General features: G+C 68.3%; 18 protein-coding genes and 1 tRNA gene. 4 read left to right on the plus strand and 15 right to left on the minus strand.

What is annotated here, in order from left to right; translation table 11 throughout:
• Positions 1-89 precede the first annotated feature (89 nt).
• The gene (gene ffh / locus SAOR_RS04535; RefSeq protein WP_123589601.1) at positions 90-1,505 is read right to left on the minus strand and encodes a signal recognition particle protein; all 1,416 of its coding nucleotides are present in this window, start codon (positions 1,503-1,505) and stop codon (positions 90-92) included.
• A 143-nt stretch (positions 1,506-1,648) separates the two neighbouring features.
• Between ffh and SAOR_RS04540 the strand changes: the two genes are divergently transcribed.
• Complete coding sequence (locus SAOR_RS04540) at positions 1,649-2,452, plus strand: cytochrome C assembly family protein (RefSeq protein ID WP_123630401.1); 804 nt, start codon at positions 1,649-1,651, stop codon at positions 2,450-2,452.
• 64 nt (positions 2,453-2,516) lie between these two features.
• The gene (locus SAOR_RS04545) at positions 2,517-3,833 is read left to right on the plus strand and encodes an HlyC/CorC family transporter (RefSeq protein WP_123630402.1); all 1,317 of its coding nucleotides are present in this window, start codon (positions 2,517-2,519) and stop codon (positions 3,831-3,833) included.
• Between the two features lie 159 nt (positions 3,834-3,992).
• Here SAOR_RS04545 and radA read toward each other — a convergent pair whose 3' ends face one another.
• The gene (gene radA / locus SAOR_RS04550) at positions 3,993-5,360 is read right to left on the minus strand and encodes a DNA repair protein RadA (protein WP_123630403.1); all 1,368 of its coding nucleotides are present in this window, start codon (positions 5,358-5,360) and stop codon (positions 3,993-3,995) included.
• Between the two features lie 221 nt (positions 5,361-5,581).
• On the opposite strand from radA, the gene SAOR_RS04555 reads away from it, so the two are divergent.
• Positions 5,582-6,571, plus strand: coding sequence for an alpha/beta hydrolase (locus SAOR_RS04555; protein WP_123630404.1), 990 nt, complete (start codon positions 5,582-5,584; stop codon positions 6,569-6,571).
• 413 nt (positions 6,572-6,984) lie between these two features.
• Here the strand turns inward: SAOR_RS04555 and alr are convergent, their stop codons facing one another.
• The 8 genes from alr to rnr form a co-directional block, all read right to left on the minus strand.
• Positions 6,985-8,052: an alanine racemase gene (gene alr / locus SAOR_RS04560; RefSeq protein ID WP_123630405.1), complete on the minus strand. Its 1,068-nt coding sequence runs from the start codon at positions 8,050-8,052 to the stop codon at positions 6,985-6,987.
• Positions 8,049-9,401: a replicative DNA helicase gene (dnaB, locus tag SAOR_RS04565; RefSeq protein ID WP_123589607.1), complete on the minus strand. Its 1,353-nt coding sequence runs from the start codon at positions 9,399-9,401 to the stop codon at positions 8,049-8,051. The genes alr and dnaB overlap by 4 nt, the downstream gene beginning before the upstream one ends.
• A gap of 109 nt (positions 9,402-9,510) precedes the next feature.
• Complete coding sequence (rplI, locus tag SAOR_RS04570; RefSeq protein ID WP_123630406.1) at positions 9,511-10,122, minus strand: 50S ribosomal protein L9; 612 nt, start codon at positions 10,120-10,122, stop codon at positions 9,511-9,513.
• Between the two features lie 9 nt (positions 10,123-10,131).
• Positions 10,132-10,362, minus strand: a complete 231-nt coding sequence (gene rpsR, locus SAOR_RS04575) for a 30S ribosomal protein S18 (RefSeq protein WP_006914321.1) — start codon at positions 10,360-10,362, stop codon at positions 10,132-10,134.
• A gap of 18 nt (positions 10,363-10,380) precedes the next feature.
• A complete protein-coding gene (rpsF, locus tag SAOR_RS04580) occupies positions 10,381-10,743 on the minus strand; it encodes a 30S ribosomal protein S6 (protein WP_123589609.1) in 363 nt (120 codons plus the stop codon).
• Between the two features lie 500 nt (positions 10,744-11,243).
• On the minus strand, positions 11,244-12,008 hold the full coding sequence (gene rlmB / locus SAOR_RS04585; RefSeq protein ID WP_123630407.1) for a 23S rRNA (guanosine(2251)-2'-O)-methyltransferase RlmB: 765 nt from the start codon (positions 12,006-12,008) through the stop codon (positions 11,244-11,246).
• 47 nt (positions 12,009-12,055) lie between these two features.
• Positions 12,056-12,763 (minus strand): YiaD family glycine zipper/OmpA-like lipoprotein, encoded by a 708-nt coding sequence (locus tag SAOR_RS04590; protein WP_123589611.1) that lies wholly within the window; start codon positions 12,761-12,763, stop codon positions 12,056-12,058.
• Positions 12,760-15,018, minus strand: coding sequence for a ribonuclease R (gene rnr / locus SAOR_RS04595; RefSeq protein WP_123630408.1), 2,259 nt, complete (start codon positions 15,016-15,018; stop codon positions 12,760-12,762). Before rnr ends, SAOR_RS04590 begins: the two co-directional genes overlap by 4 nt.
• Positions 15,019-15,113: 95 nt before the next feature.
• On the opposite strand from rnr, the gene SAOR_RS04600 reads away from it, so the two are divergent.
• Positions 15,114-15,200: transfer RNA gene (locus tag SAOR_RS04600), tRNA-Leu, on the plus strand.
• Between the two features lie 95 nt (positions 15,201-15,295).
• Here SAOR_RS04600 and SAOR_RS04605 read toward each other — a convergent pair.
• Genes SAOR_RS04605 through hflK form a run of 5 tightly spaced genes read right to left on the minus strand, consistent with a single transcriptional unit; the run spans position 15,296 to position 20,252 of the window.
• Positions 15,296-16,591, minus strand: a complete 1,296-nt coding sequence (locus SAOR_RS04605) for an adenylosuccinate synthase (RefSeq protein WP_123630409.1) — start codon at positions 16,589-16,591, stop codon at positions 15,296-15,298.
• Between the two features lie 31 nt (positions 16,592-16,622).
• Positions 16,623-17,801, minus strand: a complete 1,179-nt coding sequence (locus SAOR_RS04610) for an ATP phosphoribosyltransferase regulatory subunit (RefSeq protein ID WP_123630410.1) — start codon at positions 17,799-17,801, stop codon at positions 16,623-16,625.
• Positions 17,802-17,824: 23 nt separating this feature from the next.
• Complete coding sequence (locus tag SAOR_RS04615) at positions 17,825-18,010, minus strand: DUF2065 domain-containing protein (RefSeq protein WP_123630411.1); 186 nt, start codon at positions 18,008-18,010, stop codon at positions 17,825-17,827.
• An 8-nt stretch (positions 18,011-18,018) separates the two neighbouring features.
• Positions 18,019-18,900 carry a protease modulator HflC gene (gene hflC, locus SAOR_RS04620; protein ID WP_123630412.1) on the minus strand — a complete coding sequence of 294 codons (882 nt, stop codon included), beginning with the start codon at positions 18,898-18,900 and terminating at the stop codon, positions 18,019-18,021.
• Entirely contained in the window at positions 18,897-20,252 is a 1,356-nt protein-coding gene (hflK, locus tag SAOR_RS04625; protein ID WP_185015549.1) for a protease modulator HflK, read from the minus strand. Before hflK ends, hflC begins: the two co-directional genes overlap by 4 nt.
• Positions 20,253-20,292 lie beyond the last annotated feature (40 nt).

A 20,292-nucleotide genomic window follows, 5' to 3' on the forward strand; every position in this document is an offset into this window, starting at 1 on the left:
CGCCGTGGAAGATCGCACATTGTACGCGGATGCACGCAAATTGGAAGCACCGCGGTCGGGACGATATTTTGTATTGGCATTGCGCCCGATCAGCGGCCCATGCCCGGCGGCAGACTGCCGCCGCCACCGCCCATGCCGGGCGGCAGGCCACCCTGGCCGCCCTGACCGCCCATGCCCTGCATGGCGCGCATCATCTTCTTCATGCCGCCCCCCTTGAGCTTTTTCATCATCTTGCGCATCTGGACGTGCTGCTTGAGCAGGCGGTTGACGTCTTGGACCTGGGTGCCCGAGCCACCGGCGATACGCCGCTTGCGCGACGACTTGATGACGTCCGGGAAGGCGCGCTCCTGCGGCGTCATGGAATCCACGATCGCCAGCATGCGCTTGACCTGGGTCTCGTCCGCGGCCCCGGCCATGCCCTTGGGCATCTGGCCGCCGCCGGGCATCTTCTCCATCAGCGCGCCGAGGCCGCCCATCTCCTGCATCTGCCGCAGCTGATCGGCCAGATCGTTGAGGTCGAAGCCCTTGCCCTTCTTGAGCTTCTTGGCGAGCTTCTCGGCCTTGTCCTGATCGACCTTCTGTTCGGCCTCCTCGACCAGCGACAGCACGTCGCCCATGCCGAGAATGCGCGAGGCCACGCGATCGGGATGGAACGGCTCCAGGGCCTCCAGCTTCTCGCCGGTACCCAGGAACTTGATCGGCCGGCCGGTGATCTGGCGCACGGACAGCGCCGCGCCGCCGCGGGCGTCGCCGTCGACCTTGGTCAACACGACGCCGGTCAGCGGCAGCGCGTCGCCGAAGGCCTTGGCGGTGTTGGCCGCGTCCTGGCCGGTCATGGCGTCGACCACGAACAGCGTCTCGGCCGGCTTGAGCGTCTCGTTGAGGCCGCTGATCTCGGCCATCATGGCCTCGTCGATGCCGAGTCGGCCCGCGGTGTCGACGATGAGCACGTCGTAGAAGCCGCGCCGGGCGGCCTCGAGCGCGGATTTGGCGATCGCCTGCGGCTTGTCGGTGGACGCGCTCGGATGGAAATCCGCGCCCACGTCGCTGGCCACGCGCTCGAGCTGATCGATGGCCGCGGGCCGATAGACGTCAGTGGACACCACCAGCACGTTCTTCTTCTCGCGCTGCTTGAGATAGCGCGCGAGCTTGCCGGTCGAGGTGGTCTTGCCGGAGCCCTGCAGGCCCGCCATGAGCACCACGGCCGGCGGCTTGGCGCGCAGATCAAGGCTTTCGTTGGATTCGCCGAGGAGCGCGGTGAGCTCATCGCGCACGATCTTGATCAGCGCCTGGCCCGGCGTGAGGCTCGTCATCACCTCCGAACCGACCGCTCGCTCGCGGATATCGTCGACGAACTGCTTGACCACCGGCAGCGCGACGTCCGCCTCGAGCAGCGCCATGCGCACTTCGCGCAGGGTGGCCTTGATGTTGTCCTCGGTCAGCCGCCCGCGACCGCGGATGGTCTGGAAGCTGCGGTTGAGCCGATCGCTGAGACTGTCGAACATCGTGTGGAGGCGTTCGCTGAGTGCCGATGCCCAGTATAACGGCTGCGCCCGCCGGTGCGGGCACGCGCACCCACGCCCGTCCCGCCACGGATGACAAATGCGGCACAATGGAGGCCTATGCCTGACGCCCTTATGTCGAGTCCATGGCGCTAGTCGTGCTGGAAGTGCTGATCGCGGCGCTCGCCTACGCGGGCGCCACGCACGCGGTGTGGCGGCATCTGGCCGACGGACGCGACTACTGGCGGGTGACCGCCTTTGCGGCGGTCGGCCTGCTCGCGCAGATCGTCGCACTGATCCACCTGAGCCTGCACTCCGGCATGGTGGTGATCGGCCTGGGCACGGCCCTGTCGATGTTCGCCTGGCAGGCCGCGCTGCTGCTGTGGCTGTTCTCGCTGCGCGAATCCGTCGGCGCGCTCGGGCTGGTGATCTACCCGGTGGCCGGCCTGTGCGCGATCGCCGGCCTGCTGGTGCCCGACGCCCACAGCGCCACCGAGTCCCTGGCCTGGCCGCTGCAGCTCCACATTCTCCTGTCGGTGCTGGCCTACGGCCTGCTCACGCTCGGCGCGGTTCAGGCGGTGGTGCTCGCGCTCCAGCACCGCCAGCTGCGCCGTAGACCCCCGGCGGGCATGTTCACGTCGCTGCCGCCGCTGGAGACGATGGAAACACTGTTGTTCCGGCTGATCGGCGCGGGCTTTTTCCTCCTGAGCATGGCGATCGCCACGGGCGCGCTGTTCATCGACAATCTGTTCGCCCAGCACCTGGCGCACAAGACCATCCTGTCGCTGGTCGCCTGGCTGTGCTTCGCGGTGCTGCTGTTCGGGCGCTGGCGCTATGGCTGGCGCGGCCGGCTGGCGGTCCGCGGCGCGCTGGCCGGCTACGGACTGCTCATGCTGGCGTACTTCGGCAGCAAATTGGTGCTGGAGCTCATTCTGGGAGAACATTGGTGAACGCGCGCCGCGAGGCGCACCATCACCCTGCCCGGCGCGCGCCCACTTGATCACGGACTAGCTCTTGGACGCCATATCCCTGCCGGTGCTGTTCGGCATCCTGCTGCTCATGCTCGTGCTGTCCGCGGCCTTCTCGGGTTCCGAGACCGGGCTGATGACGCTCAATCGTTATCGCATGAAGCATCTGTCCCAGGCCGGGCACGGCGGCGCGAGCCGCGCGGCCAAGCTGCTCGATCGCCCCGATCGCCTGATCGGACTGATCCTGCTCGGCAACAATCTGGTCAACATCGCCGCCTCGGCGGTCGCCACCATGATCGGCATCCGCCTGTTCGGCGATGTCGGCGTGCTGGTGGCCACCGTGGCGCTCACGATCGTGGTGCTGATCTTTTCCGAGGTCACGCCCAAGACGCTGGCCGCGCTGCACCCCGAGCGCATCGCCTATCCCGCGGCCTATGTCTACACGCCGCTGCTGCGCGTGCTCTGGCCGGTGGTGATGATCGTGAACATGGCCGGCAACGGCATCCTGCGGCTGTTCGGGGTCTCGCCGGAGGACGCCGCGGCGCATTCGCTGTCCAGCGAGGAACTGCGAACGGTGGTCGCCGAGGCCGGCGCCATGATTCCGCGCCGACACCAGCAGATGCTGCTGTCGATCCTCGACATGGAGAAAGCCACGGTCGAGGACATCATGGTCCCGCGCAACGAGATCGTGGGCATCGATATCGACAAGCCCTGGCCCGAGGTCCTGCAGCAGCTGGTCGACAACCAGCACACGCGGCTGCCGCTGTTCGACGGCTCCATCGACGAGCTGCACGGCATCGTCCACATGCGCCGTGTGCTCGCACTGATCTCCAACGACGAGCTCGATCGGGACGCCCTGCTCCGCCTCGCGCGCGAGCCCTATTTCGTGCCCGAGAACACGCCGCTGAATCAGCAGCTGCTCAACTTCCAGAACCAGAAGCGGCGGATCGGCTTCGTGGTCGACGAATACGGCGACATCCAGGGCCTGGTCACGCTCGAGGACATCCTCGAGGAGATCGTCGGCGAGTTCACCACTGACCCGGCCACCCGGGTGAAGAACGTCTACATGGACGCCGACGACAGCTACCTGGTCGACGGCACCGCCTCGCTGCGCTCGCTCAACCGGGCGATGGGCTGGCAGCTGCCCGTGGACGGCCCGCGCACGATGAACGGGCTCATCACCGAACACCTGGAGACGATCCCGCAGCCCGGCACGAAGCTCGACGTGGGTTCCTACGTGCTGGAGATCGCGCGCACCCGTGCGAATTTGGTCGAGACCGTGCGCGTGCGCCCGCCACGAGGCCGACTCCGACGCGCCGGTGCCGGGCACAGCGACAACGAGCCGGCCGACCCGCGCGACTAGGCCGGCGATCAGCCGCCGCGAGTGTGCCGCGCTGATGGCGGGCCAACCACGGCCGGCGTCACTGCCGGGCGCCGGGACTAATGCGCGGCGATGGCCGGCGCTGTCGCTCCTAAAAGCCTATACGGCCGCGCGCCTCGGCCGACCGCATCGAGGCGCGCGCTAGCCCATGGCATCGATCGCATCGGCCAGACGCGACACGCCGACGACCTCGAGCTCGCCGACGCGCCCCGATTTCGGCGCGTTCGCCCTGGGCACGATCGCCCGGGTGAAGCCATGCTTGGCGGCCTCGGCCAGGCGATCCTCGCCGCCCGGCACGGGCCGGATTTCGCCGGCCAGGCCGAGCTCGCCGAACACGACCAGCCGTTCGCCCAGCGGCCGGTCGCGAAAGCTCGACAGCGCAGCCAGCACCACGGGCAGATCGGCGGCGGTCTCGCTGACGCGCATGCCGCCGACCACGTTCACGAACACGTCCTGATCGCCGAGCCCGATCCCGCCGTGTCGGTGCAGCACCGCCAGCAGCATCGCCAGGCGCTGCGAATCCGGCCCGAGCGCGACTCGGCGCGGATTGTGCAACTGCGAGCCGTCCACAAGCGCTTGCACCTCCACGAGCATCGGCCGCGAACCTTCACGGGTCACCATCACCGCGCTGCCGGGCACGGCCTGGTCATGGCGCGACAGGAAGATGGCCGAGGGATTGGTCACCTGCTTGAGGCCGCTGTTCGACATCGCGAAAACGCCGAGCTCGTTGACCGCGCCGAAGCGGTTCTTCACCGCACGGATCACGCGGAAACGGCTGGAGGCCTCGGCCTCGAAGTAGAGCACCGTGTCGACCATGTGCTCCAGCACGCGCGGCCCGGCGATGGTGCCCTCCTTGGTGACGTGCCCCACCAGAATCAGCGCGGTGCCGGTGGCCTTGGCGAAGCGCACCAGCATGCCGGCCGACTCGCGCACCTGCGAGACGGTGCCGGGCGCCGAGCTGAGCGCCTGCGAGAACACGGTCTGGACCGAGTCGATGACCACCAGCCGAGGTGCCTGCGGCTTGGCCAGTGCCAGCACCCGCTCCACGCAGGTCTCGGCCAGCACCGCGAGCTCGGCCCGATCCACCCCCAGGCGCTGGGCGCGCAGATGCACCTGTTCGAGCGATTCCTCGCCGGTAACATAGAGCGCCGGAATCGCCGACGAAAGCTGCGTGAGCACCTGGAGCAGCAGCGTTGACTTGCCGATGCCCGGATCGCCGCCGATCAGGATCACCGACCCGGGCACCAGGCCGCCGCCGAGCACGCGATCGAGCTCGGACATGCCCGTGGCGGTACGCGCGGTCTCGGTCGGCCGGATGGCGTCCAGCCGCTCCACCCGCGGCGCCGTGTCCGCGAAGCTCGCCGGCGCCGCCGCGCCCGGCTTGGCCGGGGCCGCGGCCACGCTTTCGGTGAGCGTGTTCCAGGCGCCGCAGTCGGCGCATTGACCGGCCCATTTGGCGTGGCTCGCGCCACAGGATTCACACACGAATACGGTCTTGCTGCGCGCCATGCGGACTACGCCTGAAACGGACAAACCGGCATACTAGAGCGTGTAGGTCCTTCGTGCGATACCGGCGTCCATCCGGGCGCCGCGGGCGGCGGCACCGGGTCCACGGCGTCCGCGCGACCCGTCGACGCGGCCATCGCGACAACGAAGCGGCCCGCCGCACAATCGCAGTCCATCGGCCGCCAAACGCGCGCGGCGCGCGGCCCAGACGGCCCCGGAGCACCATGCACGAACGCCAGGACATCGAATTCAACAGTCGGGGCACCACCTGCCGCGGCTGGTACTACCCCGCGCGTAGCGAAGGGTTTCGCGGCCCGGACGGCACCCCCTGCGTGGTCATGGCGCACGGCCTCGGCGGCACCCGCGACGCCGGCCTCGAGCCCTACGCCGAGCGCTTCGCCGACGCCGGCCTCGCGGTCCTGCTGTTCGACTATCGTCATTTCGGCGCCAGCGACGGCGAGCCGCGCCAGCTGCTGTCCGTACGGCGCCAGCTCCGCGACTGGGCCACCGCCGTCCGCGTGGCCCGCAGCCTGCCCGAGATCGACGCCGAGCGGATCGCGCTATGGGGCAGCTCCTTTTCCGGCGGCCATGTGATCGCCGCCGCCGCCGCCGACGGGCGGGTCGCCGCCGTGACCGCCCAGGGCCCGATGATGGACGGCCTGGCCGCCGTGACCAACGCCGTGTCCTACGGCGGCCTGTCGCTGCTGCTGCGGCTGAGCTGGGCCGGCATCCGCGACGTCATCGGCGATCTCGCCGGGGCTGATCCAGTCTACATACCGATCGTCGCGCGGCCGGGCGGCGTGGCCACCATGGCCACCGCGGACGCCTACGACGGCTATCACGCCATCGCGCCGCCGGACTGGCGTAACGAAGTCGCGGCGCGGTTCGCGCTCTCTCTGGCCTTCTACCGGCCCGGCAAGCGCGCGAACCGGCTGCCCTGCCCGACCCTGATCCAGATCTGCGACGAGGACAGCGTCGCCCCGCCCTGGGCGGCGGAGGCGACCGCGGCCCATTCGCGCGGCCGGGCGGTGGAAAAGCACTATCGCATCGGCCACTTCGATATCTATCGCGACGCCGGCTTCCGGGCATCGAGCGCCGACCAGCTCGCCTTCTTCACGGAACATCTGTCGCCGCAGGCGATCGACCAGCGTCGCCGCGAACGCCAACACAGCGAACGCGAGGAACGCGGGCGCAGCCCCATCCGGCTCGGCTGATACACAGCCGGTACAGCCCGACGTCTGCGCCGGCTCTCGGCAATCGGGTCTTCGGCAAGGCCCCGCGCGCCGTCCGATTAATGGGCGGATGACCGGCACCGACGGCCGCGCCATCATCTCGACATGACCGGGCGACAGCGCACCGCCGTTGACGTACCGGTGCGCCGCGCCGAGGAGCGCTGAGCGCAGACGCTCGGCCCGATGCAGACCGGCAGCAGCCTTCGTCGACCCGAGCACGGCCTCTCGCGCGATAAAGCCGGTGAGCGACCGCGCCCGGCTTCGGTCGCCTGGCGCTTTGCACGACAACGCATCGGGAGCGGGCGCGATCGCGCGGACACTAGGAAGACCGGCGCCGCTGCCGCCGCTGCCCGACCGGGGCCGATTCGAGCCGCCGCGCGAGCCCAGCGCCCGTCCTATACGATCTCGAAAGCCACCCGCGGCGTCAGGCGGCAGAACAGTTCATAGGCGATGGTGCCCGCGGCCGCTGCAATCTCGTCCGCGGGCAGGTCTTCGCCCCAGAGCGTGGCGCGGTCGCCGACACGGGCGGCAGGCGCAGCGCGCAGGTCCACGGTAATCATGTCCATGGAGACGCGTCCGATCAGCGGCACGCGCACGCCGTCGAGAAGCACCGGCGTACCCGGCGGTGCATGACGCGGATAGCCGTCGCCGTAGCCGATGCCGATCACGCCCACGGGCATGGATTCGGGCGTGCGCGAGATCGCCCCGTAGCCGATCGGCTCACCGGCGGCGACCGTCTGACGGGCGATCAGCGGCGCGCTCAGCGTCATCGCCGGCCGCAGATCGCAGTCGGCCGCGCTGCGCGCCAGCAGGGGCGAACTGCCGTAGAGCATGATGCCCGGGCGCACCGTGTCGGCGTGGCTCTCCGGCCAGTCGAGCACGCCGGCCGAATTCGCGATCGAACGCTGGCCCGCGCGGCCGACGATGGCCGCCTCGAACGCGGCGAGCTGGCGGCGGGTCAGCGGGCTGCGGGCGTCGTCGGCACAGGCCAGATGCGTCAGCCAGCCGCCGTGGCTTGCCTGCGGGCACGTATCGACACGTGCGGCGATCTCGCCGGCCCGCTCGCAGGCGAAACCCAATCGGTGCATGCCGGAGTCGAGCTTTATCCAGACCGTGACCGGCGGGCCGCGGTACGCCGCCAGGGCGTCCAGCTGGGCGTCGTGAAAGAGCACGATCTCGAAGCCCTGCTCGGCGGCCTGGGCGCAGACGGTGGCGTCGAGCATCTGCGAGAGCATGAGCACCGGCCGGTCGATGCCTGCCCAGCGCAGCTGCAGCGCTTCATCCAGACTGGAGACCGCGAATCCGTCGGCGTCGGCCAGGGCGTGGGCCACCGTCGCGGCGCCGTGGCCGTAGCCGTCGGCCTTGACCGCGGCGTAGACGCGGCGCCCGGGCGCCAATGCCCGCACCCGAGCGAGATTGTGGGCCAGCGCCGCACGATCGATGGTGGCGAGCGCCCGCCTCATTCGAAATCGTCGTCGTAGTTCTCGGCGAGGTTCTCGAAACGGGTCAGATGCGGCAGGAAGGCCACACGCGCCGTGCCGAGCGGGCCGTTGCGCTGCTTGCCGATGATGATCTCGGCCACGCCCTTGTCCTCGGTGTCCTCGTTGTAGACCTCGTCGCGGTAGATGAAGATGATCACGTCCGCGTCCTGCTCGATGCCGCCCGATTCGCGCAGGTCTGACATCCGCGGGCGCTTGTTGTCGCGCTGCTCGACCTGGCGATTGAGCTGCGACAGCGCGATCACCGGCAGGTCCAGTTCCTTGGCCAGCGCCTTGAGCGAGCGCGAGATCTCGGAGATCTCGTTGGTGCGGTTCTCGCTGGTGCCCGGCACCTGCATCAGCTGCAGATAGTCGACGACGATCAGGCCGATGTCGTGCTCGCGCTTGAGCCGGCGGGCGCGGGCTCGCAGTTCGCTGGGCGACAGCGCCGGCGTGTCGTCGATGAACAACCGCGCGTTCTCGTTCATGATGCCGATCGCGGAGGTGATCTTGGGCCAGTCGTCCTCGGTGAGCTGGCCCGTGCGCAGCCGCGTCTGGTCGACCCGTCCCCAGGAGGAGATCATGCGCATGACGATCTGCTCCGAGGACATCTCCAGCGAGAACACCGCCACCGGCACCTTCTCCTTGATGGCGACGTTCTCCACGACATTCATCGCGAAACTGGTCTTGCCCATCGACGGGCGGGCGGCGAGGATCAGCAGGTCCGACGGCTGCAGGCCGTTGGTCATCTTGTCGAAATTGTAGAGACCGGTCGGCGTCCCGGAGAACGAGCCCTCGCTGGCGACGAGCGACTCGATGCGGTCGACCACGTCGCTGAGCAGCGCATTGAGCCCCTTCGGCCCCTCGCCGCCGCGCCGGCCGCGCTCGGCGATCGCGAAGATCTCCTTCTCCGCGGCCTCGAGCAGATCCGCCGCGCTCTGGCCCTGGGTATCGAAGCCCATGGTCGTGATCGAGTCGCCGACCCGGATGAGCTGACGCATGATCGAGCGCTCGCGCACGATGTCCGCATAGGCCTTGATGTTGGCCGCGCCGGGGATGTCGGCCGCGAGATTGCCGAGATAGGTCGCCCCGCCCGCCTTGTCGAGAATGCCGTTGTTGCGCAGCCACTCGGTGAGCGTGACCAGATCGCGCGGCTGTCCGGTATTGGCCAGATCCGCGAGGCCGCGGAACAGCAGCCGGTGATCCTCTCGATAGAAGTCGTCCTCGTTGATGCGGTCGGCGACCTGTTCCCAGGCCTCTTCGGCCAGCAGCAGCCCGCCGATGACGGACTGTTCGGCTTCGATCGAATGGGGCGGCAGCTTGGCTTCGGCCATCGGGGGCGCGTCTCGGCGGCTGGGAGTCCGCGAAGTTTACGCAAGGCACGGACCAAAAAAAACGCCGCCCGGAGGCGGCGTTGTCGGCAGGTCGTCGCAGACGCCCGTGCTAGCCGTTCTCGCGCTCGTCGATGGGCGGATCGGCTTCGGTCCCGGTCTCGTCGGCGGGCTCGCCGGCTTCCTCGACGCGCTCGCCCTCGACGTCGGTGGCGGCGACGTCGTCCTGCTCGGCGGCGTTCGCCTCGACCCGGCTGGGCATGTTCACGCCCATGTCGGTCTGCTGGGCGACCACGATCGAGACCTCGACCTCGACCTCGGCGTGCAGCTGCAGCAGCGCGGTGTAGTAGCCCACCAGGCGAATCGTGCCCTCGGTCAGGCCGACCTCACGCGGGGTGACCTCGACGGTCTCCTCGGTGATCTTGTCCGAGATCTCCTGCGGACCGACCGAGCCGAAGAGCTTGCCTTCGTCGCTGGCACGCATGGCGATGACGTATTCCTGGCCGCGCAACTTCTCGGCCCGCGCCTTGGCGCGATCCTCGCGCTCCTGCGAGGCGGCCTGCAGCTCGGAGCGACGCTCCTCGAACACGCTGAGGTTCGCCTTCGTCGCCGGGAGCGCGATCCCGCGCGGCATCAGGAAATTGCGGCCGTAGCCGGGGCGCACCTTGACGGTGTCGCCGAGGTCGCCGAGATTGCGGACTTTCTGTAGCAGAATGACTTCCACGGCGGCCTCCTAGGACGAGTGACGGTCGGTGTAGGGCAGCAGCGCCAGGAAACGGGCGCGCTTGACCGCGGTCGACAGCTGGCGCTGATAGCGCGCGGCGGTGCCGGTGATGCGGGACGGAACGATCTTGCCGGTTTCGGTGACGTACTGCTTGAGCGTCTCGATATCCTTGTAATCGATCTCTTCAACGCCTTCGGCGGTGAACTTGCAGAAACGGCGGCGGCGGAAAAAACGGGCCATGGGAGTGCTCCTCGAGCGTTAAGCCGGGCTGCGGTCTTCGGACTTGCGGTCCTCGGACTTCTCGGCGTTCTTGGCGAGCGGGGACGGGTCGGTGTCGGCCTTGTGACGGGCCACCACCATGTGACGCAGCACGGCGTCGTTGAAGCGGAAGGCGTCCTCGATCTCCTCGCGGGCGGCCTGCGAGCACTCCACGTTCAGCAGCACGTAGTGCGCTTTGTGGATCTTGTTGATCGGGTACGCCAGCTGGCGCCGGCCCCAGTCCTCGTGGCGGTGCACCTGGCCGTTGTCGGCCTCGACGATGCCGCGATACTTCTCGACCATCGCCGGCACCTGTTCGCTCTGGTCCGGGTGGACCAGGAACACGATTTCGTAATGTCGCATCGGTTGTCCTTTCGGTTTGAAGCCCCCGGCAAGACACGCCGTGGAGCAAGGCACTGCGGCGAGCGCCGCAAGGCGCGACATTCTAGGCAGTTCACCGGAGCGACGCAACCGCTGCGACCCGCGATCGCGGGCACCGGTAGGCCCGCCGCACCACTGATATTCATTCCGCGAATCGCGAGGGCGTCGCTTGATGGCAGGGCCCCCAGGGCTTCCTCCTGTCAACATGTCTCACGAACGCGGCTTGGGCGACCGCACATTATGTCCCGCAAGCTTCCAAGCGCGGCTTGTAGTGCGCCACAAGCCGGGCGCGCCACGGCGCAAGACCCGGGTTGGATGAGACACGGGGCGGCCCGGACGAGCCGGACGCACCGGAAATTTCACGAGCTAATGCGCACCGGCATTGCCGCATGCCGATGCGACAGCGGCTGCGCGGCGCGCTCGAAGCCTTGGCATGCCGTCGGACGACGCGTGGCGCGAGGAACGACGAGGATCAACAGGTTCTAGTCCGTTGACGTCGTCCCGGCCATGGCGCGCTGGCGAACCGCCTCGAACAGGGTGATGCCGGTCGCCACCGACACGTTCAGACTCTCGACATCGGCGGCCATCGGAATGGCGACGCAGCCGTCGCACTGGCGCTGCGTCAGCGCGCGCAGCCCGCCGGCCTCACCTCCGGCCACGAGCACGAGGCGTTCCGGCAGCGCCGTATCGTAAAGCGACGCCGGCGCCTGCGCGTCCAGACCGACCACCCAATAGCCGTCGGTCTGGAGCCGGCCCAGCGCTCGTGCGAGATTGGTCACGGGCACGAACGGCACCCGCTCGGCGGCCCCGGCCGCGACCTTGCGCACCGCCGGCGACAGGCCGGCCGCGCGCTTGCGCGGTGCGATCACCGCGGAGACGCCGGCCGCCGCGGCGGTGCGCAGACAGGCGCCGAGGTTGTGCGGGTCCTGGACCTGATCGAGCGCGAGGACCCAGGGCCGCTCGACCGCCTCGAGAATCGCCGGCAGTTCGGAATCCCGGCGCGGCTGGGCGATCTCGCACTCGGCCACGCAACCCTGGTGGCGCACCTCCGGCAGGAGTTTGTCGAGCCGGGCCATGGGCGCCCGCTCGACCGGCACGCCCTGCCGCGCCGCCTCGTCGGCGACGCCGCGGGCCCGGGCATCGTCGCGGCCCTCGGCCAACCAGATGCGCCGCAGCGTCGGAGCATTGCCAAGGGCGGCCTCCACGGCGTGGAAGCCGCCGATGCAGGCCTGTCCGGCTTCCGTCATGTGTCGGCGGCCGGCCGCCGGGCAAGCAGGTTCAACGCGCGCCTAGCTCAGGAGCCGAGATTCGGCGGCTCGGAGAACGCCTGCTTCTCCTGACCCTCGACGATGGGCTTGATGACGATGTCGACGCGGCGATTCTCCGCCCGGCCGGCCTCGGTGTCGTTGCTGGCGATCGGTTCCGATTCGCCGCGCCCCCAGGTCAGCACGCGCTGCGAGTCCACGCCACGGCCGGTCAGAAAGCCGGCCACCGACTGCGCCCGCTTCTGCGAGAGCTCGAGGTTGTGCTGCTCGCTGCCGGTGCTGTCGGTATGGCCGACGACGTGAATCGCGGTCTTCTCGTAGTCCTTGAGGACGTTGGCGATCTTGTTGAAGGTGCTCTGCGCGTTCTGGCTGAGCGTCGAGCTGTCGACCGCGAAAGAGGCGTCGCTGGCCACGCCGATCTTGAGGGCGTCGCTATCGAGGCGGGTGATGTCGAGCACATCCCGGGCCTGCTCCGCCGCCAGCTTCTCGTTGAGTTCCTGCTGCTGGTTGTCCATGTAGCGGCCGGTCGCGCCGCCGGCCAGCGCGCCCAGCGCCGCGCCGATGGCGACATTGGTGCCGGACTCATCGCCGAGCTGCGAGCCGGTCAGGCCGCCGAGTACGGCGCCCACGCCGGCGCCGATCTTGGTCTTGCGGTTCGGGTCGCCGGCACAGGCGGTGACGAACAGCGCCGTGCACAGCACGGCGAGCAGGACTTTCGTGGAATGCTTGACGGTCATTGGCGTTTACCTCGTCCTTTGCGGGATGAGCGTTTCGGCTTGCTGCGTTTGGCCGCGGCCTGGTCGGGCTCGACGAGTTCGAAGTCGATCTTGCGCTCGTCCAGATCCACGCGCGCCACACGCACCTTGAGCTTGTCGGCCAGACGATGCACCGCGCCGGAGCGCTCGCCGCGCAGACACCGCGACTGGGCGTCGAAGTGATAGTAGTCGTTGGACAGGCTCGAGACATGCACGAGCCCGGTGGCATGGATGCCGTCGAGCTCGACGAACAGGCCGAAGGAGGTCACGCCGGTGACCGTGCCCTCGAAGGTCTCGCCCAGCGAGTCGCTCATGAACTCGCACTTGAGCCAGTCGTCGACATCGCGCGTGGCCTCGTCGGCGCGCTTCTCGGCTTCCGAGCACTGGGTGCCCAGCGCCTCCATGGCCGGCACGTCGTAGTCGAAGTTCACCGGCTTGCGGCGCGCTTCCAGATGCTTGATCGCGCGGTGGACCAGCAGGTCGGGATAGCGGCGGATCGGCGACGTGTAGTGGGCGTAGTACTCCAGCGCCAGGCCGAAGTGGCCATCGTTGTGCGGGGTATAGACCGCCCGCGACAGACTGCGCAGCATCACCGTCTGGATCAGATGCGCATCGCTGCGGTCGGCGACGGTCGCCAGGACACTGGCGTAGTCCGCGGCCTGCGGATCGCTGCCGCCGGGCAGCGACAGCCCGCGCTCGGCCAGAAAGGAACGCAGGTCGTCGAGCGCATCCGCGGCCGGACCGCTGTGCACGCGATAGAGCAGCGGCATGCGCTTCTTCGACAGATGCGTGGCCGTGGCCACGTTCGCCGCGATCATGCATTCCTCGATGATCTTGTGCGCGACGTTGCGCTCGTAGGGCACGATGCGTTCGATCTTGCGATCGTCGTTGAACACGATCTGCGTGTCGGTGGTCTCGAACTCGATCGCGCCGCGTTCGCGCCGCTCGGTCATGAGCGCGTCGTAGACGCCCTTGAGATCATCGAGCGGCTTTTTCAGCGCCTGGTGGCGCTCGGGCATGTTCTGCGGATTCTCCAGCCAGTCCGCGACCTGTTCGTAGAGCAGGCGTGCATGCGAACGGATGACCGCCGAATAGAACTTGCTGGCGCGGGTGCGGCCCTGGCGGTCGATGCGCATCTCGCAGACCACGGCCAGCCGATCGACTTCGGGGTTAAGCGAGCACAGGCCGTTGGACAGCGCCTCGGGCAGCATCGGCACGACGTTGTCCGGGAAGTACACCGACGTCGCCCGCTTCTGGGCCTCGGCGTCCAGCGCGGAACCCGGCTTGACGTAGGCCGACACGTCGGCGATGGCCACCCACAGCTTCCAGCCACGCATCGTCGCGCGGGCATAGACGGCGTCGTCGAAATCGCGCGCGTCCGCGCCGTCGATGGTCACCAGCGGCAGATCGCGCAGGTCCACGCGGTCGGCCTTGTCGGCCTCGGCGACCGCATCGCCGAAGGATTCGGCCTCGGCGAGCACGTCGTCGGGCCAGGCGAACGGGATGCCGTGCGCGCGCAGCGCCACGTCGATCTCCATGCCCGGCGCCATGCGATCACCCAGCACCTCGACGACCTCGCCAATCGGCTGGGCGCGCTTGGACGGCGGTTGGACGATGCGCACGGTCACCACCTGATCGTGCGTCGCCTCGCCGCGGGCGTTGTCGGGCACGCGGATGTCATGGGCGATGCGCGCGTTGTCGGGCACCACATGATAGGTGCCGCGCTCCTCGACGAAGCGGCCCACCACCGCCTCGTTGGCGCGCTCCAGCACCTCGGCCACGCGACCCTCGCGGCGGCCGCGGTTGTCCCGGCCGACGATGCGCACCACCGCACGATCGCCGTGCATCAGCAGGCGCATCTGGCGCGGATTGAGAAAGACGTCGTCCTCGTCGCCGTTGTCGGGGATGAGGAAGCCGAAGCCGTCGCGGTGGCCCTGCACACGGCCGCGCACGAGGTCCATCTTGTCGATGGGCCCCAGCGCGCCGCGCCGGTTCTCGAGCAGCTGGCCGTCGCGCAGCATCGCGCGCAGACGGTGGTCGAAGGCCTCGAGCGCCTTGTCGTCGGCCAGCGCGTAGAACTCGATGAGTTCGCCGCGCGTCATCGGCCGCGACTGCTCCATCAGATCGTTGAGCACGAGCTGGCGGCTCGGCACGGGTTCGGCGTACGCGTTCTTCTCGCGTGCGTACTCGGGATCGCGGGATTGCCAGTCGCCCGCGGGCGTATCGGATTTAGTCAAGATGTCGCTCCATGGCACTCAAGATACCGGATAACGAATCGTCCAGAAACAACGTTGACAAGCGCGCCCGCAATGTCTACATTGCGCGCCTCCACGCCGAGGTGGCGGAATTGGTAGACGCGCTAGCTTCAGGTGCTAGTGAGCTAACGCTCGTGGAGGTTCAAGTCCTCTCCTCGGCACCATCTCTTCTCTCCGAAGAGATGGCCCGGCGCGGCGCCGGGCCTCTTGTTCCCGATATGCCAGACGTTATGACGCGCGCGATGCGCCGTTGCGGTCGTCAGACCGCGAACGGGTCCCGCAGCACGATCGTGTCCGCACGGTCGGGGCCGGTCGAGACGACGTCGATCGGTGTGCCGGTGATCTCCGCCAGCCGATCGAGATAGTCGCGCGCAGCACGCGGCAGCTTGTCGTAGTCGCGCACCCCGGAGGTCGACTCGCTCCAGCCGTCCATCTCTTCGTAGACCGGCTCGCAGCGGGCCAGCGCATCGGCGCCCAGCGGCGGCACGGTGATGGTCTCGTTATCGCAGCGATAGCCGGTGCACAGCCGGATGCCTTCCAGGCCGTCCAGAACATCCAGCTTGGTGATGCACAGCCCCGAGAGGCTGTTGTTGAACGCGGCCCGGCGCAGACCCACGGCGTCGAACCAGCCGCAGCGACGCGCCCGGCCCGTGGTTGCGCCGAACTCCGCACCCTTGGAGGCCAGGTGACGGCCGAAATGGTCGTCCAGTTCCGTGGGGAACGGGCCCGAGCCGACGCGGGTGGTGTACGCCTTGACCACGCCCAGTACGTAGTCGAAATAGGTCGGCCCCACGCCGGTACCGGTGGCCGCGCCGCCGGCGGTGGTGTTCGACGAAGTGACGTAGGGATAGGTGCCGTGGTCGACGTCCAGCAGCGCGCCCTGGGCGCCCTCGAACAGGATCGACTCGTCGGCGACGTAGGCCCGGCGCAGGAGCTCGGCCACGTCCGACACCATGGGCGCCATCTCCTCCGCGTGCGCCAGACAGCCGTCGAGGGTCTCCTGGAAGTCCACGGGCGTGGTGCCGAAGTAGTTCTTGAGCACGAAGTTGTGGAAATCCAGGGCCTCGCCGAGCTTGGCCGCCAGCATCTCGCGCCGGTACAGATCGCCGACCCGCACCGCGCGGCGCGCGACCTTGTCCTCATAGGCCGGACCGATGCCGCGGCCGGTGGTGCCGATCGCGGTCTTGCCGCGGGCCAGTTCCCGCGCCTTGTCAAGCGCCACGTGGCTGGGCAGGATCAGCGGACAGGCCGGACTGATGCGCAGGCGGCTGCGGACCGGCACGCCGCGGGCCTCGAGCGCAGCCATCTCCTCGATGAGCGCGTCGGGGGCCAGAACCACGCCGTTGCCGATGTGACAGGTGACGCCGTCGTGCAGGATGCCCGAGGGGATGAGGTGCAGCACGGTCTTCTCGCCGTTGATGACCAGCGTGTGGCCGGCGTTGTGGCCGCCCTGGAAACGCACCACGTGCTGCGTGCGGTCGGTCAGCAGATCGACGATCTTGCCCTTGCCTTCGTCGCCCCACTGGCTGCCGATGACGATGACGCGTTTACCCATGAGTGTGCTCTCGGATCGAAAGGAAATTCGGTTAGTGCGGACGAACCTGCCAGCGGCCGTCGACATGCTCGAGCCGGCGATCGCAGCCGTTCTCGCCCGACTCGGCGGCGCCGGGCGTGGCGACGACCACGCGCTCGCCCGCCGCCCGCAGCCGGCGCACGCAGGCCAGTAGCTCCGGATCGCTGCCCGCCGGCGCCTCGATCCCGCCGCCGCGCGTGGCACAGTCGAAACGCCCGAGGGCTGCGAGCAGATTCAGGTCGGCGGAGAAACCGGTCGCCGGCCGCGGCCGGCCGAAGGACGCGCCGACATCGTCGTAGCGCCCGCCGCGGGCGAGCTCGCGCCCGAGGCCCGGCGCGAACGCGGCATAGAGCAGACCGGTCTTGTAGCGATAGCCGCGCAGCTCGGCGAGGTCGAGATAGACCGGCACCTCCGGATAATGGCGCGCCAGCAGGCCGATCATGTCGTCCAGGCAGGCCAGCGCCGCGTCGATGGCGTCGTCGACCCCGGCCAGCGCCTCGCGCGCCGCCGTAAGCACCGCGGGCGGGCCGTTGAGCTCGATGAGGCGCGCGAAGCGCGCGTGTGATCCCGCATCCAGCCGCCCGTCCGTGGCCAGTGCGTCGAGATCGGGACGCGACTTGCGCTGGACAATGTCGAACAGCAGCGGTTCCAGATTGGCGTCGATGCCCGCGATCGCGACCAGGCGCCGATAGATCGCGACATGACCGAGATCGAGACAGGCGTTGTCGACGCCCATCAACGTCAAAGTCTCCAGCATGAGGGAGACGATCTCGAGGTCGCTGTCGATATGGGCGTCGCCGAACTTTTCCGCGCCGACCTGCAGGGGCGAGCGCGAACCGCCCGGCTCTTCGGGCCGGGTGCGCAGGATGGAGCCGATATAGCAGTAGCGCGCCGGCCCACGCGCCGCCAGGCGATGTGCATCGATGCGCGTCGCCTGGGTGGTCATGTCCGAGCGCACGCCCATCATCCGGCCGTTGAGCTGATCGGTGAGCTTGAACGTCTGCAGGTCGAGTTCGTGTCCCGCGCCGGTGAACAGCGAGTCGAGATACTCGATCAGCGGCGGCCGAATGAGATCGAACCCCCAGCGCCAGTAGAGATCGAGCAGCTCGCGGCGCGCGGCTTCGAGCCGCCACGACTCCGGCGGCACCATTTCCTGTACGCCCTCGGGCAGCAGCCAGCGTTTGGATTGCATGACGGTCCGAAAATAGAACGTTGCTAGTGGACGAACTGAAGCAGCACGGCACCCACGCCGATCAGCACGCCGCCGAAGATCCGCAGGCTGCGGCCGTCCACGTCGGACAGCCGCAGCATCATCTCACGCCAGCGCTCGGGGGCCAGGAAGGGCAGCAGCCCCTCGATGACCAGCACCAGCGCGACCGCCCGCAGCAGATCGACCCACATCGGGCCGATCAGGGCTGCGGCGCACTATCCGACGCCTGCGGGTTGAAGTACCGGAACAGCTTGCCCTGCGGGCGCAGCAGCAGCAGATCGTCGCTGCCCAGCGAGTTCCGGTAGAGCTCCAGGCTTCGGTAGAAGCTGTAGAACGTCGGATTCTGCTGATAGGCCTGCGCATAGATCTCGGCGGCTCGCGCATCGCCCTGGCCGCGGATCGTCTGGGCCTGGCTATAGGCCGTGGCGCGGATGATGGTGCGTTCACGCTCGGCGTCGGCACGGATCTCCTGCGCCGCGGCATCGCCCTGGGCACGTAGGGTGCGGATGACCTCCTGGCGCTCGGAGCGCATGCGCTCGTAGACCGATTCACTCACCTCCTCGGGCAGGTCCAGACGCATGATCCGTACGTCGGTGATCTCGACGCCGAGCTCCTTGGCATCCTGGTTGGCCTGCACCTGGACGGCGGCCACGATCTCGTTGCGCTCGTCGCCGACCGCCTGGCGAATGGTGCGTTTGGAGAATTCGGCCAGCAGGTCGTTCTCCACGATCTCCGTGAGCAGGCTGCGGGTGCGCTGCTCATCGCCCTGCGTCGACAGGTAGTAGTCGACGGTGTCGCGGATGCGCCACTTGACGTAGAAATCGACCGCGAGATTCTTGTTCTCCGAGGTCAGCACGCGCTGGATCTCCTCGGTGAAGGTCATCACGCGACGATCGAAGGAACGCACCTTCTGGATGAAGGGAATCTTGAAATGAAGTCCGGGATCGTAATCCTGGCCGATGATCTCGCCGAGCTCCACGACGACCACACGCTCGCGTTCGTCGACGATGAACGCCGAATCATAGGCAGCGTAGCCGATCGCCAGCACGATGACGATGAGAAGAATGTGCTTGGGACTCATGAGTTGCGATCCCGACTGCGAAGACTATCGGTGCGGCTGGACGACGAGGACGCGCCGCCATCGGATGGCGTGGTCTGCGCGCCGTCACCGCCACCGTCGCTGCCCCCATCCATGCCTTGGTTGGCGGCCCGTTCGGCGGCCTTGTTGCGCCGCGACTCGTTGAGCATCTTCTCCAGCGGCAGATACATCATCGGCCCGTTCTCGCCGCCCTGCTCGGCCAGAATCAGGTTGGCCGACGAGAGCACGTCGCCCATGGTCTCGAGATAGAGCCGCTCGCGTGTGACCTCGGGGGCGTTCTCGTACTGGGTCAACAGTTCGGAGAACCGCGAGGACTCACCCTCGGCACGCGCAATCTTCTGTTCCTTATAGCCGCGCGCCTCGAGCAGTATCTGGGCTTTCTCACCCTGGGCGCGGGCCACGATGTCACGCGCATAGGCGCGGGCAATGTTCTTCTTGCGCTCTTCTTCCTCTCGGGCCTTGATGGCCTCCTCGAAGGCGCTCTGCACCTGCTCCGGCGGCTGCGAGTACTGCACGTTCACCGCCACGACGTCGACGCCCGCCTCGTAGCTCGTCAGCGTCGTCTGCACGATCTTGCGCACGTTCTCCGGCAGCATCGCCCGCGAACGGTCGTCGATCTCCGGATAGCTCTGCTGCTGCTGCTTGATCTCGTCGACCAGCTTCTCGTCGACGTCCTGCAGCGCATCGCGCTCGGCCGGCAGGCCGGAGCCCTCCTTCAAATCCACGTTCTCCAGGGCCCGATCCTCGAGCTCCTCGACCTGAACGCCCTCCTGGATGACCTGGTTCATGCGGCTCGTGCCGACGATCTCGCGCACGGCCGAGCGCAGCACCTGCTCGACGGTCTGATCCGGCTCGCGCAACTGAAAGAGATAGTTCATCGCGTCCGAGATACGGTACTGGACCGCCACCTCGACCTCGACGATGTTCTCGTCCTTGGTGAGCATGACCGCACGGTTGCCGGCCCGGCGCACCTGCTGCACGTCGACCTTGTAGACGCGATCCACCGGATACGGCATGTGCCAGTGCCAGCCTGGACCGGCGGTCGAGGTGTAGTCGCCAAAGCGCAGCACCACGCCCTTCTCGCCGGGCTGGACCACATACAGCCCGGTGGCGAGCCAGATCACCAGCGCCAGCGGGATGATCAGCAGAAAGATGGCCGGAGGCGGCCCGCCGATGCCGCCGCCACTACCGTTGTCGCCACCGCCACCGCTCTTGCGGCCGGAGAAGCGGGCACGCAGGCGACGCCATATTTGCTCCAGATCCGGGGGGCCGCCGCCGTTCTTGTTGCCGCCGCCCCACGGATCCTGGCCCTTGCCAGGCTCGTTCCAAGCCATGCTGATGATCATCCCTTTGGCGAAACCGCGATTCTATCGA

This window comes from Salinisphaera orenii subsp. orenii MK-B5, from assembly GCF_003788635.1.
GTDB classification, from domain to species: Bacteria; Pseudomonadota; Gammaproteobacteria; order Nevskiales; family Salinisphaeraceae; genus Salinisphaera; species Salinisphaera orenii.